Origin of the sequence: Thalassobius sp. Cn5-15 (assembly GCF_022347685.1) — a bacterium.
Classification (GTDB): domain Bacteria; phylum Pseudomonadota; class Alphaproteobacteria; order Rhodobacterales; family Rhodobacteraceae; genus Thalassobius.
Genome location: NZ_JAKRGF010000012.1, coordinates 1 through 18,090, shown reverse-complemented (window position 1 = coordinate 18,090; position 18,090 = coordinate 1). Strand labels below are relative to the sequence as shown.

Annotated in this window: 11 protein-coding genes; 8 read left to right on the top strand and 3 right to left on the bottom strand. The window is 58.4% G+C overall.

Features of this window, described 5'->3' with window-relative positions:
• Positions 1-175 precede the first annotated feature (175 nt).
• From MHM86_RS16660 to MHM86_RS16625, 8 genes are all read left to right on the top strand, one after another.
• Entirely contained in the window at positions 176-1,549 is a 1,374-nt protein-coding gene (locus MHM86_RS16660) for a DEAD/DEAH box helicase (protein ID WP_239201620.1), read from the top strand.
• A 288-nt stretch (positions 1,550-1,837) separates the two neighbouring features.
• On the top strand, positions 1,838-3,877 hold the full coding sequence (locus tag MHM86_RS16655; RefSeq protein ID WP_239201619.1) for a methyl-accepting chemotaxis protein: 2,040 nt from the start codon (positions 1,838-1,840) through the stop codon (positions 3,875-3,877).
• Positions 3,878-4,090: 213 nt separating this feature from the next.
• On the top strand, positions 4,091-6,166 hold the full coding sequence (locus MHM86_RS16650; protein WP_239201618.1) for a TonB-dependent receptor domain-containing protein: 2,076 nt from the start codon (positions 4,091-4,093) through the stop codon (positions 6,164-6,166).
• Positions 6,167-6,278: 112 nt separating this feature from the next.
• Complete coding sequence (locus MHM86_RS16645; protein ID WP_239201616.1) at positions 6,279-7,352, top strand: hemin-degrading factor; 1,074 nt, start codon at positions 6,279-6,281, stop codon at positions 7,350-7,352.
• Positions 7,349-8,230 (top strand): hemin ABC transporter substrate-binding protein, encoded by an 882-nt coding sequence (locus tag MHM86_RS16640; protein WP_239201615.1) that lies wholly within the window; start codon positions 7,349-7,351, stop codon positions 8,228-8,230. Before MHM86_RS16645 ends, MHM86_RS16640 begins: the two co-directional genes overlap by 4 nt.
• The gene (locus MHM86_RS16635) at positions 8,230-9,303 is read left to right on the top strand and encodes an iron ABC transporter permease (protein WP_239201614.1); all 1,074 of its coding nucleotides are present in this window, start codon (positions 8,230-8,232) and stop codon (positions 9,301-9,303) included. Before MHM86_RS16640 ends, MHM86_RS16635 begins: the two co-directional genes overlap by 1 nt.
• A 1-nt stretch (position 9,304) precedes the next feature.
• Positions 9,305-10,102 (top strand): heme ABC transporter ATP-binding protein, encoded by a 798-nt coding sequence (locus MHM86_RS16630; RefSeq protein WP_239201613.1) that lies wholly within the window; start codon positions 9,305-9,307, stop codon positions 10,100-10,102.
• 273 nt (positions 10,103-10,375) lie between these two features.
• Complete coding sequence (locus MHM86_RS16625) at positions 10,376-12,103, top strand: methyl-accepting chemotaxis protein (protein ID WP_239201612.1); 1,728 nt, start codon at positions 10,376-10,378, stop codon at positions 12,101-12,103.
• A gap of 15 nt (positions 12,104-12,118) precedes the next feature.
• Here MHM86_RS16625 and MHM86_RS16620 read toward each other — a convergent pair whose 3' ends face one another.
• The 3 genes from MHM86_RS16620 to MHM86_RS16610 form a co-directional block, all read right to left on the bottom strand.
• Complete coding sequence (locus MHM86_RS16620) at positions 12,119-13,426, bottom strand: HlyD family secretion protein (protein WP_239201610.1); 1,308 nt, start codon at positions 13,424-13,426, stop codon at positions 12,119-12,121.
• Entirely contained in the window at positions 13,426-15,540 is a 2,115-nt protein-coding gene (locus tag MHM86_RS16615; protein WP_239201609.1) for an ATP-binding cassette domain-containing protein, read from the bottom strand. Before MHM86_RS16615 ends, MHM86_RS16620 begins: the two co-directional genes overlap by 1 nt.
• Before the next feature lie 92 nt (positions 15,541-15,632).
• Positions 15,633-18,090: calcium-binding protein (locus MHM86_RS16610; RefSeq protein WP_239201607.1), on the bottom strand; the 2,458-nt coding region annotated here is incomplete at its 5' end.

Here is an 18,090-nt window from a genome sequence, read left to right as displayed (position 1 = left end):
ATCCGGCCCCAGTGACCCTACCTTTAGTTCCCCATCACGCAGGGTTCTTGACGCAGAACCGCCCGCCGCATGTGGCGCCGGGACCATCGGTGTTGTGTGAAACCTCGTGCTGCCGCGCCTCACGCGGCCCCCCTGCGCTGCGTGCCTCAGAAGGCTCAGCGCGAAAGGATATGATTTGTTTGATTTCGACATGCTGGGCCTAAGCCCGGCACTGAACAAGGCGCTGGCCAAGGCCGGTTTGACCCAACCCACCCCAATCCAGAACCAGGCGATCCCGCTGGCACTGGAAGGCCACGACGTTCTGGGGCTGGCCCAGACCGGCACGGGGAAAACGCTGGCCTTTGGCCTGCCGCTGATGGAACAGCTGCTGAATGATCCCGCCAAAGCGGCCCCCAAGACGGTGAAAGCGCTGGTGCTGGCCCCAACGCGCGAACTGGTAAACCAGATCGCTGACAACCTCAACATGCTGGCCCAGCACACCAATATCCACGTACGCACCGTCGTAGGGGGCCAATCGATCAACCGCCAGATCGCGGTGCTAAACCGGGGCACAGACATTCTGGTAGCCACCCCCGGCCGTCTGATTGACCTAATGGATCGCGGTGCAGTCGATCTGTCTAAAACCCGCCATCTGGTATTGGATGAGGCGGATCAGATGCTGGACATGGGCTTTATCCATGCGTTGCGCAAAATCGCGCCCAGACTGGGCACCCCGCGCCAGACCATGCTGTTTTCGGCCACCATGCCCAAACAGATGGAAGAGCTGTCGCAGGCCTATCTGAACAATCCCCGCCGCGTGCAGGTCTCGCCCCCCGGTAAGGCGGCGGATAAGGTCACGCAATCGGTGCATTTCCTTGACCGTGACACCAAACCCAAACTGCTGCGCGACATCCTGTCGCGTGATCTGAACGTGCTGACGCTGGTGTTCGCCCGCACCAAATGGGGCGCGGAAAAGCTGATGAAGTCGCTGGTGCGTGATGGCTACAACGCCGCCTCGATCCACGGTAACAAGAGCCAGAACCAACGCGACCGCGCCATCAAAGGCTTCCGCGATGGCAGCATCAAGGTTTTGGTTGCCACCGATGTCGCAGCGCGTGGCATCGATATTCCGGGCGTCGCCTATGTGATCAACTACGATCTGCCCGACACGCCGGATAACTACGTCCACCGTATTGGCCGCACCGCCCGTGCAGGCCGTGAGGGCGAAGCGATTGCCTTCTGCACTGCGGATGAGGCCGAACAGCTGCGCGACATCCAAAAAGTAATGAAGCTGGAGATCCCCGTGGCCTCCGGCACGCCCTTCCTGCCAACAGAGGCGCCGAAGAAATCCGGCAGCAACCGCCGTCGCGGTGGTCGTGGCAATGGTGGTACAGGCTGTGGCGGCAATGCTGGCAACGGCGGGGGCAACCGTCGCGGCCGTGGCGACAACAAAGCAAAGGGCCGGTCCCAATCTGAGCGTTCGCAATCTGATCGCCCCCAATCCGACCAGCCAGCCAGCGCCAAGCGGCGGCGCCCGCGTGGGCGCAAACCTGCACCAGCGCAAAATTAATTTCTGCCTGCAGTTTTAACGAGAACATCTAAAAACGTGCGCTGATTTCAGCGCACGTTTTTTATGCAGTTTTCGCCAAGCAGAACAAGTAAAGCGCGAAGATCCTCCATAATCGCGGCACGATTGCAATATATGATTGAATTCATTCTAGCCAAAACTTCTAAAACTGCCTGATTAAGCACCGTTCATCTACCTGAAGAACATCGGTTTTTCGACATTTCCCCTGCCGCGCCCCATTCCAAAAGGCGATGCAGGTAATTTATCGCCTGTACTGAAAGGTAACGAGTAATGAGATTTAGAACGAAGATCCTGGCTGCCCTGCTGATCCTCGGACTCACCCCTGCTGCGGTGCTAACCTATCTGAACATCAAACGCGTCTATGGGCTGTCCGAAGCCTCTGCGACCAGCGCTGTCGAAGGCGCGTTTGAGCTGAAGCGTACCGCGATTGAAGATTATTTTAAATCTCTCAGCGGGATCGCAAAAACCATGGCCAGCAATGGCACTGTGCTTTCGGCCGTGACAGATTTCACTTACGCCGCACGCGGTCTTGCCAATCGCAACGACATCGCGGCAGACCTGCCACCTCTGGACGCGCGGTATAAATATCAGGGCGAAAACACCCCGGGTGTCAGTGACGCAGATCTGGCCCGTTGGCAGGAACTAGACCCGCTGGCCCGCCAGTTGCAGCGTCTCTACATCTCTGGCAATCCGGAAAAGATAGGTGAGAAGCAAAACCTGCAAGATGCCGCCGACGGCAGCCGCTACAGCGAGCTTCACGCCGAATATCATCCCTATTTCAAAGAAACACAGGAACAGTTCGGCTTCTACGATATCTTCCTGCTGGATCCTGTTGAAGGGCGCGTTGTCTATTCCGTGTTCAAAGAGGTCGACTATGGCACCTCTTTCCTCACTGGTCCCTATAGCGGCTCCGGCTTTGGCCAAGGGGTCAGCACCATCCTGAAAGGTGACACTCGGACTCCGATCTTTGTGGATTTTGAACCTTATGAACCCTCCTACGGTGCAGATGCCGCGTTTTTGCTGCAGCCACTGCAACAGAACGGCAAGCTGACCGGCATCATCGCCTTTCAGGCACCGATTGATCGCATCAACGCCATCATTGGTGCCCCGCTAAAGGGGTTTGACACCGCAGAATCCCTGCTGATAGGCGCCAACAAACGACTGCGCGCCGCGCCACCACTGTCTACTGAACTGACGGTCGGCGATGAAGTCGATGGTCAGGTCATCGACGCCGCACTGGCCGCAGACAGCGGGTTCCGGCGCGGCGGTGACCACAAGGGCGCCGAAAGTTTCAGCGCTTACGGCAAACTCAACCTGCAAAGTGTCGATTGGTATCTGGTCACCAGCGTTCACACAGCAGAGGCGCTGGCCGGCGCGGATGCTGCCGTTCATCAGACCATGATGATTTTTGGCATTATGGTTGCGGCGATTGTGACAGTGGGCCTGATCCTCGGCACCTCGCTACTACGCCCCATCCGCAGGCTGACCGCTGATTTCCAGAACATGGTGATCACCTCGATGGACACGCTGACAGAGGCTGCCAACCGTTCCAAGGCTGCGGCGGAATCCCTTGCCTCGATGGCAGAAGAGGCCAGCGCGCAGGGGGCATTGGTCAAAGAAAACTCCATCGCTGCGGCGGATAAGGTATCGGGCACAGCCTCAGCTGTGGAACAGATGTCCGCTTCCATTCAGGAAATCGCTGGCGGGGTCAGCCGCACCTCGAATCTGTCGCTGGACGCCAACACTAAGGCCGAACACGCTACCGCCACCCTGCAAGAACTAGAGGCCGCAACTGCGCGGATTTCCAACGTGGTTAGCTTCATCAATGGCATCACCTCCCAGACCGACCTCTTGGCGCTGAACGCCGCGGTTGAGGCCGCGCGCGCAGGTGAGGCAGGCCGCGGTTTTGCCGTGGTCGCAGAGGAGGTACGCAAATTGGCCGAACAGACCGCAGAATCCACCGTCCAAATCAGAACGGAGATTGAGGCGGTAACCTCTGGGGTGGAAAACAACGTGATGGCGATGAACGACATCTCCGAGGCAGTGGCCGCAGTGCAGGCGCAGGCGGCCAACATGTCCTCTGCCGCCGAACAGCAAGGCGGTGTGACGCTGGAGATGTCAAACTCGATGGCAGATCTATCGAACCGCGTCGATAACGTGTCACGCAACATCATCGGGGTCGAAGAAAGCTCTACCGTGGCGGCCAAAGCGGCGGCGGATGTGATGAATCAGATGTTCTCGGTAGATGATGCAGCCGCCAACACTAACGCTGCGATCAAAGAGTTCATGCAGAAGATAAAACACCTATAAGGCTACATAATCAAAGATCAAATACTACCATAAGCGGCCCATTCGGGCCGCTTATGTGCTTTTCGCCATATCAACCTCTAAAAGCGCCGCTCCAATTCTTGACAAATTTTATCGAGCAAATAGAAGCGCCACTGCACACCAGCACGCTTCATAGCCAGCTAGACCGATTCTGCGCTCTGCCTGCGCAGGGATCTCAAACGCATTGAGGGGACTATGAAGCGTAATTCTACCATTGCGGTGGCCGTTGCCGGCTTGACCGCCCTACCCGCCCTTTCGGGTGCCGTTCTGGCACAAGACATTAACCAAGAGAGCGACGACGTCATCCAGCTGGACGCGATCCAACTGAATGCCAGCCGCCGCGGCGTGCAGACAGACACCGCCACCTCCAAGACCGTGATCGATCAAGAAGAGATTGAGGCACGTCAGGCCACCTCTTTTGGTGAGCTGCTGGATTCTGTCCCGAACGTGAACCTGATCAACGGCTCCCTGCCGCAGGGTTCGGCTGTCAACATCCGTGGCCTTGGCGGCCAGGCAGGTTTTTATGGCACCGACGGTAAAGTCGCCGTTGTTGTTGACGGTGTTGCTTCCGGCGCAGAAGAGATTTACCGCAATGGCTCGCTGCTGGCGCTGGAACCTGAGCTGTTCCGCGAGGTTGCTGTAACCCGCGGCCCGTCCGAAAGCTTCCGCTACTCCTCCGGTGCATTCGGTGGCACCATCGAAGCGGAAACCAAGGATGCGACCGACTTCCTGCAAGACGGCGACACCTTCTCGCTGCGGCAGAAGTTCGGGTATGAGAGCAACGGTGATGGCCTGCTGTCGACAACCATCCTGTCTTTTGCACCGAACGACCGCTTTGATGCGCTGGCGTTCTTTGGTTACCGCGATGTAGGCGAAAGCGAAGATGGTGACGGTGAAACCCGCCGCAACACCGATTTCGAAGGTCCCTCGGGTCTGGTAAAGCTGAACTATAAACTGACCGACGACGCAACGCTGACTTTCGGCCACACACGCACCGTCCTGCCTGAAACCGATGTGCCCTATAACGCACAAGATCCAGATTGGAATGGCGTCACCGTAGACCGCGACACCGAAGACCGGACGACCTATCTGTCGCTGAACTATGATCCGGTAGACAACAACCTGATCGACCTTGAGGTCTTCCTGTACCACAAGTTCGAAAAGCTGAAGATCGCGCATGAGACGCTGACCAGCGGCATCTTCAACGCCGACCACGAAACCGAAAGCCTTGGCCTGCGTCTGGAAAACGTTGCCCGTTTTGTCACCGGTGCGGTTGATCACGAATTCACCACCGGCATCGAGGTGAAGCGCCGTGAACGTTCTGCCGAACTGCTGTCTGGCACCTATGCCGGCCGCAACGACGCCTCTGCCCCTGGTGGTTTTGACCGCAGTGTCAGCTTCTACATCGCGGACAAGATGGAAATCGGCGACAAGCTGACCCTGACCCCGCAGCTGCGCTACGAAAGCCAAGAGCTGGAATCGCAAAACAACATCGACATGCAGCAGTGCTTCGGCCCGACCTCCTGCCGCACCTCTTTGGGTCTGCCTGATGGCACCACCTACGATGCAAATGCATGGACCGGTGCCCTGTCGGCTCGATATGCTGTGACCGATGAATTCGCGGTCTTCGGTAGCGCTGCCTACAACGAGAACCTGCCGATCCTTGACGATCTGCGTTCGACCACAAACCGCGAGAAGTCGGAAAAAGCCACCACTTTTGAACTGGGTGCATCCTACGATGGCACCGATGTTGTGATGGAAGGCGACCACCTGCAAGCCAAGCTGACCGCCTTCCGCACTGAGATCTGGGATGGCACCAGCTACTCCGGTATCGATGAAACCGATCTGGAAGGTGTTGAACTGGAACTGAACTACGCCAGCGACCTGTTCTACGCCGACTTTGCTGCCGCACGGACCCGTGGCAACATCAACGGCACCGCTGCTCCGTTCAACTACACCCCTGCGGACACCGTACAGCTGACACTTGGTAAGAAATTCCTCGATGAACAGCTGGATGTTGCGGTTGAGGCGAAACATGCCTTTGCCCACAGCCGCACCACCTCCACCAGCGGTGCGACCGCACCTTCGGAGGATTGGACCACCTATGCCCTGTCGGTTGGCTACAAGCCTGACAATGGCGCACTGGAAGGTACGGAACTGCGTCTGGGCATCGAAAACCTGTTTGATGAGACCTACCGTCCCTTCCTGACCAGCCCGAACCGCAACGCCAAGGGCCGCAACATCAAGTTCACCTTGGCGAAAACCTTCTGATCCTCACTTTGGATCCTTTCGGGTGGCCCCACTTGCGGGCCACCCCTTTCCTATTTTCGGGATCTGGCCCGACTGGCGGCCTTTTCCCACACACAGCCTCAGAGGTAGTCCGATGACCCAGAAACCAAATCCCGCTGACATTCGTCAGGCCAAACGCGACAATCCCAAAATGCGTGACCGCGATCTGGCGGATCAGCTGGGCATCTCCGAGGCCGAACTGGTCGCCGCCCACCTTGGCGCACGTGAAGGCGAGGTGATCACCCGCATCAATCCCCATCCCGATCAGCTGATGCCCGCTGTCAGCAAACTGGGCGAAGTGATGGCACTGACGCGCAACATCTCGGCCGTGCATGAACGCGTTGGCACCTATGGCAAATACACCTCCGGCGCCCATGCCGCGATGGTTGTGGGCCATGAGATTGACCTGCGCATTTTCCCCAAACACTGGGTGCATGGTTTCGCCATTGAACAACAGACCGAACGCGGCCTGCGCCGCACCTTGCAGGTGTTTGATGCCGCTGGTGACGCGGTCCACAAAGTGTTCATGCGCGAAGGATCAAACCACGACGCATGGGAGGCAGTCGTCACAGAGCTGACCGTTGCCGACCAGTCCGAAGGTATCGAGGTCGCCCCGGCCACCCCAATTGAACCGGCGAAATCGAACCCGGCGAAACGGGACATCCTGCTGGACGAATGGGGCAAGATGACCGACACCCACCAGTTCATGCGGCTGACGTCGAAACTGGGCATGAACCGTTTGGGCGCCTACCGTCTGGTGGCGGGCGAAAAATGGGTGCGCCCGCTGGAAATCTCAGCCGTGGAGACCTTGATCAACCGCGTGTCCGAACTCAAGCAGCGCACCATCCTCTTTGTCGGCAACCCCGGCAACATCCAGATCCACTGGGGCCGTCTGGACAACATCAAAAATATGGGGCCATGGGTCAACGTGCTGGATGACCGATTTGACCTGCACCTGCGCAACGATCATGTGGCCGAGGTCTATGCCGTCGAAAAACCCACCAAACGCGGCCCAGCCGTATCGCTAGAGTGCTTTGACAGCCGTGGAATGACCATCATGCAGATCTTTGGCATGCGCGACCCGAACAATGATTCTGACGATCTGGCTCAGTGGCATCAGATCATCGCCGACCTGCCCACCCTGACGAAAGAGGAGGTTTCTGCATGATCCGCTCCCTCACCCTTGGCGCGGTGACCGCGCTTAGCCTCTCTGCCATTGCCTTCGCTGCCGATGACCACGACCACAGCTACCCAGAGGCAAAATCCATCGTCTCTGTCGGTGGGCCGATCACTGAAATCCTCTTCGCCCTTGGCGCCCAGGACCGCATTGTCGCCCGCGACACCACATCGACATATCCGGCGATGGTGAACGACCTGCCCGACGTCGGCTACATGCGCCGCCTGTCGCCTGAGGGCGTTCTGTCCGTTGCCCCCGATCTGATCATCGCGCGCCATACCTCCGGCCCCGTGGAAACCATGGACCTGCTGCGCGAAGCCTCTGTCCCGATCGTGCTGATCCATGACGGTTTCAGCGCCGAAGCCGTCACAGACGCGATCCGCACCGTCGGCCACGCCATCGGCGAGGACGCGCAGGCAGATGCACTGGCCGGTAAGGTTGAGGCGGAACTGGCAACACTCGCCGCCAAGGTGGCCAAAGTGGAAACCAAAAAGCGCGTGATGTTTGTGCTGTCCAATGACGGCGGTCGCCTGAATGTGTCAGGTCGTGACACAGGTGCGAACGGGCTGATCGAACTGGCTGGCGGCATCAATGTCATGGCCGAAGATTACGTTGGCTACAAACTTGTCAACGACGAGGCGGTGATAGAGGCAAAGCCCGATCTGGTGCTGATGATGACCGGCCGCACCGATCACGAAGGCCGCGCCGAGGAAATCCTGGCCCTGCCCGCGCTGGCCCCTACACCGGCGGCGGCAAACGGCGGGTTTTACAGCATCGACGGTGCCGCGCTTGGCTTTGGCCCGCGCACAGCCGCCTTTGTGAGCGAGCTACATCAGGTGCTTTACGGCGCGGATGAGGCGCTGAACTGATGGCCGTCGCGGATGCAACCAACCTGCGGGCGGGCGCATCGCGCGTGGCAGGCGATCGCCGCCGGTTTTCGCGTCTGCTGACGGGCGTTTTGGCCGTGGCATTGGCGCTGGCGATGCTCCTCAGCCTTGGCTGGGGGGCGGCGGATCAGACAGATGTTCTTGCGGCCCTGATCGGCGAAGGCTCTTTGCGCGATCAGATCATCATCTGGGACATCCGCATGCCGCGCATGTTGACTGCTGTGCTGGTTGGCGCCTCCCTCGCGGTATCAGGTGCAGTGATGCAGGGGCTGTTTCGCAACCCGCTGGCCGATCCCGGTCTGGTCGGCGTCAGCGCTGGCGCCGGTTTTGGCGCGGTGATGGCGATTGTACTGGGCAGCTACCTGCCCGTTGCCGTCGCCGCAGCGGTGGGAAAATTCACCGTGCCCTTTGCGGCCTTCGTCGGGGGGTGGGTCACCACGCTTCTGCTCTACGCGATTGCCACCCGTGGCGGGCGCACCTCTGTGGCGACGATGCTACTGGCAGGCATCGCATTGGGCGCGCTGATTGGCGCCTTCATGGGGTTAATGATTTACTACGCCGATGACAACCAACTGCGTGATCTGACCTTCTGGAGCATGGGATCGGTGGCTGGCGCAAGCTGGGAAAAACTTGGCGCCTCCGCCCCGCTGATCATTATCACCCTGATCGCCGCGCCCTTCCTTGCCCGCGCACTGAACGCGCTGACCTTGGGCGAGGCTGCCGCGCATCACCTTGGCATCGACGTGCAAAAGATGAAGTTCATCGCGATCATGACCGTCGCCGCCTCCATCGGTGCCTCCACTGCAATCACCGGTGGCATCGGGTTTGTCGGCATCGTTGTCCCGCACCTGCTGCGTCTGGTGCAGGGGCCGGATCACCGTGGTCTGTTGGTCAATGGCGCGCTCTTGGGCGCGATTATCCTGCTGTTTGCTGACGCAATATCGCGCGTGCTCATTGCGCCTGCGGAACTACCCATCGGGATCGTGATGGCGGCCATCGGCGGGCCGTTCTTCCTGTGGATCCTCCTCAAAAACCGCAATCTGGTGGAGATGTAAGATGCAGCTGACCGCCACAGACATCCACGTCAAACTGGGCCGCAAAGAAATCCTGCACGGCGTCGACTTCACCGCACAAGCAGGCGACGTCACCGCAATTGTCGGGCCTAACGGATCGGGCAAGACCACACTGCTGCGCGCCATCACCGGTGAATTGGCGTATACAGGTCAGGTGCAGATCAACGGGAAAAACTGCGCCGCAATGAAGCCTCACGAGCTGGCAATGACCCGCGCAGTACTGCCACAGGCAGCCAACCTTGCCTTTCCCTTCACCGTATTGGAGGTAGTGCGCCTTGGCCTAACCGCTGGTCTGGCCAGCACCCAGCCCGACAACACCGATGCCCTGCCCCTGCAGGCACTGGCCCGTGTCGGCCTGACGGGGTTTGAGGGACGTTATTTCCACGACCTTTCGGGCGGCGAAAAACAGCGCGTGCAGTTGGCACGCGTGCTGGTACAAATCTGGGAGCCAGTGCTAGACGGCCAGCCGCGCTGGCTGTTTCTGGATGAACCCGTGTCGGCCCTTGATATCGGGCATCAGCTGGTGGTGATGCAGCTGGCGCAGGACTACGCCCGCGCAGGCGGTGGGGTGATCGCAGTGATGCATGACCTCAACCTGACGGCGATGTTCGCCGACCAAGTGACGTTAATTGACGCGGGTGAAATTTGCGCGACAGGCACACCGGCACAGGTGATGACCAACGATACCCTCAGCCGCGCCTACCACTGTGCCCTTCAGGTAAACACCGCCCCTCCGCAGGGTGGTGCATGGATCCTACCACAGGCCGCAACGGTACAATAACCGCATCAAAATCACTTAAAAACATGATGAAGCCCCTATCTGATTTCAGGTAGGGGCTTATTTTTTTATCGAAAAATTAGTTCGTAGAATTCAAAAACTTAAATTCAAATCTATACAAATATCACTCAACTATACCTGAAATCTATCTATGCGCGATCTACAACAGGAAGTCCGCGTGCCGTAGTTGATTATGACGCAGATATGCGCGCCGCTGCCTTGGATAGCGGCGTAGTAATCTAACGACCCCAAACCCTGTTCCGTGTGAGTACCCCAATGCTATTTTCAATCAAAGGCCGACTGGCCGCATCGTATGCATTACTGTGCACCCTTCTTATTATTACCAGCTGGCTGTCGCTGAAAGAAATGGCCATTTTGAAAGATCGCACCGACAAAATCGTGCATGAAGATTTTCGCGCTTTACGCGATCTGGACGAATTGGCGATCACACAGGAGCGGATCCAAAACCTGATGCGCGATTATGTACTCATTCCCCCCGGTCCCCTGCACGCTGAAATAGAGGCAGAGCTGATCAAACTGGAACATGAGGAGGAGGCGCTATTATCTAGCGCCTACGCCCATGCATCCGCCAAAGAGAAGAAAGTGCTGGATGAGTTTAAGTCCTTGCGTCAGCAGATCGAGGCCGTGAACACACGGGTGATCAGTCTCTACAAGTCGAACGAACTAGAAAAGGCCGCGCTGACGCTGGTGCAGGAAGGAGGAACCTTAGACAAGGCGATCTTGCGCCACATTCACGATTTTTCAGAGGCGGAAACCGCATATCTCGACGGTGAGGTTGCGAAATCCCAACATGAATATGAAATCGCGCGCTTTGAGCTGATCGCTCTCAGCGTCGGGGCACTTATCTTCTCGGCACTGGTGGCAACCCTGATGCTGCGTTCGCTGAATCATGGTCTGCAGGCTGCAACAGGATTGAGCCGTGAGGTGGCCAATGGGAACCTCTCCCAACCGGAAGCCCACGGTCGCCGGGATGAATTCGGTGTCTTGCTGACTGATCTGCAGACAATGGTGCAGGAACTACGCCGCACCGTTGGCGATGTCACCCACTCTGCTGCCAATGTGGCTGCTGGGGCGATCCAGATTTCCTCGACCTCAACCCAGCTGCAGGAGGTGGCGATCAACCAATCAGCCGCGACCGAAGAAACCTCTGCCTCGGTCGAAGAGATCTCTGCCAGCATCGCCAGCACCGCGGACAATGCGCATCAGACCGAGCGCACTGCAGCATCCTCCGCCATTCTGGCCCGCAAAGGCGCAGATGTAGTGCAGGACGCCACCAAACACATGGGGCAGATTGTGGAAAAAATTCACATAATTCAGGAGATTGCCCGGCAAACGGACCTGCTGGCGTTAAATGCTGCAGTGGAGGCCGCACGCGCAGGTGAACACGGGCGCGGCTTTGCCGTCGTCGCAGCCGAAGTGCGCAAACTGGCCGAACGCAGTCAGGACGCAGCGGCGGAAATTGATGCGCTGACCACTGTCACGGCCTCTTCATCCGATAAAGCGCGGCAAATGATGGACGAATTGGTCCCCAGCATTACCACCACCTCTGGTCTGATTTCCAATATCGCCAAAGCCAATGACGAAATCACCAAAGGCATCGAGCAAATTGGCGTTGTGGTTGGTCAAGTCGATAATGGGTCGCAAACCAACACCGCCGCATCGGAACAGCTGGCCGCCACCGCAGAAGAACTGGCCAGTCAGGCACGGGTGTTACAAGATGCGATTAAGTTCTTTGATCTTGGCACTGGTGCTACCGCTGGCAAAGTTTCGACCACAGGGCCCGCGCCTGCAGCGGCGTCCAACGTCGCCACAGCTCAGCCCGCAGAGCAACTGCCACAAGCTCGGTCCGAAGGGGCACTGCCTGACACACTGCATCCTACCAAACACAGCCGCGAGAAAGAACCGGTTCTGGATTTCGACGCTCTGCTGGCCGCAGACGATGCAGAACCCGATTTCATCCCCAACCGTAGCAACGCTGCCTAAGATCCAGTCGGCGGTTCAGTCCTGCAAGGCAGTGCTGAGTGCCGCCGCAAATGGGCGCCACACATATTGCGCCAGTGTTACCTGCCGCACCTCTACGATCAGCTGGACCGGCATATCTTCGGACAGGCGCAGATCAGCGAGCGCCGCTTGCAACGTCGCGGCCGCCTCCGGTGTTAGGTCGGCCCGCACGCTGTAGCCCTGCGGCTGTCCATATTCATCCAGATCCGCACGCGGCGAAATAGCGGTGATCTGTGCCATTATTTGCGGCATGGCCCGTTGCGGCAGGCTGGGCAACACCAGACGGCCAGCCATACCCACCTGCAACTGATCAATATAGATCGGTGGCACCATCAGATCCAAATGCGGATGTGCCAGAGGTTGAGCCAAGGCAATCAATGTCTTGCCCTGCTGGGCATAGCTGTTCTCCGCCTCCAGCTGTAGTTGGGTGATCATACCCGGCATCGGTGCGCGGATCACCGCATGTGCAATGCGATCTTCTAGGGACAGCAGAGTGTTGCCCACCTCCTCCAACTGGCGTTTGTTGCGCGCCCGCTGACTGATCAGCCGTTCGCGCAGTTTCACCATAACCAGATCTGCCTGTGTTGCGATTTGCTGACGGCGATCCTGTAACGCCTCCAGATCACCGCGATCTGTCTGCAACTCGGCTTCGACCATCAGGATCTGTTCCGCAAGCGTGTCGCCCACGTCGCGTTTCTGCAGTTTCTTCGCAATAAGCTGCGCGTGCCGTTCCGCCCGCTCAATCATGCCGGCCCGCTGTTGGTCGACCAAAGCGACCTTATCTTCCAATCGGGCAATCTGTTCGCCAAGGCTCTGGACGGTCTGACGTTTTCCCCGCTGGTCAATGCGCGCCATTTCCGCCTGCAGCAGATACTCTGCCCCCGGCTGCCCCTGTGGCAAGGGCACGTTCCCCCCATCATCTGCATCCGTTGATCCGTCGATCAGCGCCTCCAAGACGCTGTTTTCCGACAACAGTCTAGCCTGTTGCGCCAGCAAGTGATCGCGTTGCTGTTGTTCCAGACGCGTGTCCAGGCGCAACAACTCCGCACCCTGCGCCACCAGATCATGACGCACCACCCTGACAGCCGCGACCGGCCCGCCATAACGGTGCTGCAACAACACCTCTGGCCGCTGCGACACCACCGTCCCAGTAAGCTGCAAGGTCGAGGCCATCGGCGCAAACCCCGCCAAAGTCGCAAACCCAATGAGAAACAGGACCACCAAAATGCAGCCGCGCAACAGAAACCGGCCGATCTGTGGTGGCAGCGACGAGGGCGTGCCGTTTGAGGGTGATGATGGTCGCATTACTGTGCTCTCCACATATTTGCGGGCACGCTGCCCTCCTCAGTTGCGCTAACCGCAACCTGATAGGCGCAAAATTCTTCCTGACGTTGCAATGTCACCGACCGCCCTATCTGTTCCAGCGCCGCCAGAGCCTGTTCATCACGCGACAACCCGCCCTGCGGCGCGTGCCCCGCCGCCAAGTATTTGCGAACGCTTACCATTTTTTCCCCGAGATCCAACGACGCATCCCCAACCATGCGCAGCTCACACTCGAGGTCATTAAGGAACTTCAGCGAAAACTCCAGCTCCTGCGGTGGGCTTGATTGTGACGCACTGACCTCCAGCGCCAAATGAAACAGCTCCTGCGCAACAATCTGCGCTTTCTGACTAAACGGTTCATCACTAGCCCGCGTGAACTGTGCCGCAACCCAATCGCGCAGATCATGCAATGAGGTGGCCAGAGGCGGCACACGCAAACGCCGGTGATTGCCACTGAGACGCGCCAGAACCTCGGCCCGAGGCCCGAAATCAACCACCCGCCCCTGGTCCAACTGCAGGATCTTATCCGCCATCCCCATCAGGCCAGATCGGTGCAACACCATCACAATAGTCGTTCCCGCCGCTTTCAATCGCAGCAGCGTCTGTAGCAAAGCCCGCTCTCCGTCCCCATCCAGGAGCGCATTGGGTTCATCCAGAAACAAATAGCGCGGCTGACGGTAGAGAGCCCGCGCCAACGCCACCCGTTGTACCTGTCCAGCAGACAACAAATGTGGGGACACGCTGAGGTCGCTTTCGTACCCTTCAGGCAGCGCCGCAATCAGCCCATGCACCCCTGCCGCCGTCGCCGCTGCAATCACTTGGCCATCCTGCCGGTCAGGGTCGAAACAGGCGATATTGTCAGCCAGCGATCCAGCGATCAGATCCGCGCGCTGGGGCAAAGTTCCCACCCAATGCGACAGTGCCGCGGGCGACAGACTGCGCAGGACGCTTTCGTCATAAAACACCGATCCGATGGGGGCCATCCGCTGGCCGGACAGAGCGTGCAGAAGGCTGCTCTTACCTGATCCGGCAGCGCCGACAATGACAAGACACTCCCCCGGAGCAAGGGCAAATCCAACCCGATCGAGATAGGGCATCGCGCCGCCGCCACGCGGAAAGGTCAGGGTTTCCGCGCGAAGCGCACCGCTGAAATCCGGCGTGTCCATTGGCGGGCCCTCAGGAGCATGGCGATAGCTGCGCAGGGCGCGGTAGTCCGCCAGTGCTTCCTTCAACGGGGCGGACTGTTTCATCACTGTCTCAAAACTGCCATAAGCCCGGCTAAGCAACAGAGAAGCCGCAATCATACCGCCAGCGCTTAACTGGTTCAGCGTCACCAGATAAGCGCCAAGGCCAAGCGCCATAATCTGCGCGGTGCTGCGTAAGAAGCTGCTGCCAGAAGATGCCAGCACCTGATGCCGATCCACATCGGCCATCAGACTGTGACGTTGCCCTTGCAGCTGCAGGGCTTGCTGCAGCAGATGCACCGTGGCCACCGGCATGCCCAACCGACTGCCCTGCGCTGGCGCCGTGCGAAACAGAGACTGTTCGCGGTTTTGCAAATGATGCGCCTGCACGTTGCGCGCCCCCGCCCAACGCGACATCGCCTGATCCAACACAACCATCGCCAACACGCCAGCCAGCAGCAGGCCGACAAACCCAACATGTATCCACAACAACACCAATACAAAGACAGGCAACCATGGCAGCGACAGCCCGGCCTGCGCCACCGGCCCACGCAACGCCTGTACCAATCGCGCAACACGCTGGCTGACCTCTGCTCCTTCAGATCTACCGTCGTGGTATCTGTTGTCCACATCGGCGCTCAGCGCGACGGCCTGCTGACTGCCCGACGCCTCCAGCCATATACCGAGGCGGCGCAGCGCCAGATCACGCCCCCACTCTACCAGCGCCTGCAACGCCAGTGCCCCAAGCGCCAGCAAGCCAAGCAACAAAAGGGTCGCTGTATTGCCGCTGGGGACCACACGGTCCAACACCTGCATCATGAACAAAGGGCTGATCAGCACCGCCAGATTGCTGATCAATGAAAACAGCAAGAGCGGTGGCAAGGCACGGTGAATGGTCTGGAGTGCGGTCAATGCACCCTCCATTTTTGGCGGTGCCCAAGCCATGCAACGCAGGCACACAGGATAGGGAAGAGCAGTGAAGAAGCAGGCTATATTGCCCAGGTTCAGAGAATGAAGTTACCTTCATCCAGGTCGTCAACATCAACGGATTTCAGAAGCAGCTTGTCACCACTGCCATCACCAGCCAGTGCGCTCAGATCCAATTCGGCGGCCCAGCCACGATCGGTCAGCGCCGCCTCAACATCGCTGAACTCCAGCCCATATGCCGACAGGTCGATACGGTCGTGATCGGCTTCAAAGTCATGGATGATATCGCGACCGGCATTCTGAGAGACCACAAAAGTATCCGTTGTCCCATCCCCGCGCCAATTGCCGCCCCAAAGGTGGTCATTGCCTGCGCCACCTTCCAGCGTATCCGCGCCAGTGCCACCGACCAGCTTGTCCGTTCCTGCACCGCCAGAAAGTGTGTCATCCCCACTGCCCGCGTTTATGTAGTCCCGCCCCTCGCCGCCGCTAAGCGCATCTGCCCCCTCTTGGCCCCGTAAGGAGTCGTCTCCGGTCCCGCCCGACATGGTGTCATCACCAGTGCCACCGCTGATATTATCATTGCCTTGGTCCCCAGACAGCCGGTCAGCACCTTCGCCACCATGCAAGGTGTCATCACCAGCATTGCCAAACATCTGGTCGTTACCAGCACCACCGCGCAGATCGTCATTGCCGCCATCGGATTGGATCAGCTGAGGATTGCGCAGCAGCACAGGAGAGTCAGCGTCGATTTCAGTGAACGCATCTGCAGATCGCGGATCCACAGTACCGTCATTGGACCCGGTCGTTTGCGATTCAGACATGAACTCTGAATAGGCCTGACCTGTGTCCCAATCCACCTCTACACGGAAGATCGCCCCCTGTGCATCAGTGCTGGCATCCAGATCATGATCACCGCTGTTCAGCCCATAATAGAGGTTGCCATCCCCATCAACGAAGACGGCCCCATAGGCGCCTTTGGCCATGCCGCTTTCCATCGTGTCGCCATAGAGTGTGCCAGTAATTGCCACTTCGTTAAAGGTCGGGTGACCGCCGCCTGCGACCTCGCTGATGTCGATCTGCACAACCTTACCCGCCTCGCCATTGCGACCGGGGGAAACGACTGCATAAAAATGACCGTCCTCACTGTTGTAGGCCAGATCATAGGTCCGGTCGTTGAACAGCCCGCGCGGCAGGTGGAAATGCTGGATTTCTGGATTGCCCTCGGCATCGCGGTTGTCCACATCGACGACACTGATCCGGTCCAACGTGCTGTGGAAGGTCCAAAGATTGCCGCTGTCGTCAAAATCGCCCACATAATCGCCGTAAAAACCATCGCCCACGCGGTAGGCATCTCCCTTAGCGTCAATCATCACGATGTCGTTGCTATTCACCGAATTGCCAAGGGCATCCACCCCATTGGATTTCGCCACGCCGTAGATCAGGTCATCTTCAGTGTTGAAGCCAACGGCATTGATCTTGAACCCTGGCGCATCGCCAACGTCGACATAGCTGCGCTCCTCTGGGTCAAAGGCTTTCAGGTGGCCATCAATCACCTGATAAAGCGTCGATTGCCCTGGCGCAAAACCAGCAACCTCAACCTCCTGACCATTGAGGCTAGTGGTGGTTTCATAACTGGCCACCGGACCGCTAAAGTCATAGACAACTGCGCCCTCTGGCGGCACTGCGCGAAAGCTTAGCTGCCCTTCTTCGCCTGTGCTGGTCACCTCTACTTGATGGGTTTCATAGACGCCCGTTGTGGTTTCAACCACGCTGACCACTTCGCCGTTCCACAGCACCTCAACCTGACCGCAGCCATGCCCACCAGAGAGGTTCGCAGCCAGTTCAAACGAGATAGTGTAGCTTTCCCCGGCGACCGTGTTCGCGGATTGAGAAATGGTTTCAACACCATCCTCGTCCTCCATCACCCAGCCAGCACTCTGACCATATTGCGAGAAACTGGTCAGCCCCTGATCATCACCAGCCAGGATATTACCACCACGCAAATCGCCATAGACGACATCGTCGCCGTCGCCAGCATTGATCGTATCAGCCCCCAACCCGCCCTCAGCCGTGTCGTTGCCCTGTTCCAGATTCAGCAGATCATTCCCATCGCCACCGTAGGCCACATCATCACCGCGACCGGCATTGATCGTGTCAGCCCCACGCCCCGCGGCAAGGGTATCATTGCCGCCATTGCCCAGCAGCACGTCATCACCATCACCAGTGCGAATATCATCGTCATATGATCGCAGCAGACCGACATCGCTGACCTGAACAGCCGCAGGGTTATAGACCCATTTGCCGTCTACATAGGCCCATTCATCCCCGACCATGTCACCAGCGGCCAGATCATTGCCTTGTCCTGTGCTGATCGTGTCATCACCGGCATGTCCATTGACCTTGTCCACATTCGCGAGGCGTTCACGCAGCGTTTGACCCTGATCATTTTGCACACCGTCAACCAATTGATCATCCGCCGTTGAGCCGTTGAATTTTCTTATTTCTTCATTGTTTTGAGCTTGTTCATTGTTAGAC

What these genes read in the sequence shown, in the direction of transcription:
- MHM86_RS16655 (WP_239201619.1), top strand. Translation starts at nt 1,838, where the DNA reads ATGAGATTTAGAACGAAGATCCTGGCTGCCCTGCTGATCCTCGGACTC.
- MHM86_RS16650 (WP_239201618.1), top strand. Translation starts at nt 4,091, where the DNA reads ATGAAGCGTAATTCTACCATTGCGGTGGCCGTTGCCGGCTTGACCGCC.
- MHM86_RS16645 (WP_239201616.1), top strand. Translation starts at nt 6,279, where the DNA reads ATGACCCAGAAACCAAATCCCGCTGACATTCGTCAGGCCAAACGCGAC.
- MHM86_RS16640 (WP_239201615.1), top strand. Translation starts at nt 7,349, where the DNA reads ATGATCCGCTCCCTCACCCTTGGCGCGGTGACCGCGCTTAGCCTCTCT.
- MHM86_RS16635 (WP_239201614.1), top strand. Translation starts at nt 8,230, where the DNA reads ATGGCCGTCGCGGATGCAACCAACCTGCGGGCGGGCGCATCGCGCGTG.
- MHM86_RS16630 (WP_239201613.1), top strand. Translation starts at nt 9,305, where the DNA reads ATGCAGCTGACCGCCACAGACATCCACGTCAAACTGGGCCGCAAAGAA.
- MHM86_RS16625 (WP_239201612.1), top strand. Translation starts at nt 10,376, where the DNA reads ATGCTATTTTCAATCAAAGGCCGACTGGCCGCATCGTATGCATTACTG.
- MHM86_RS16620 (WP_239201610.1), bottom strand. Translation starts at nt 13,426, where the DNA reads ATGCGACCATCATCACCCTCAAACGGCACGCCCTCGTCGCTGCCACCA.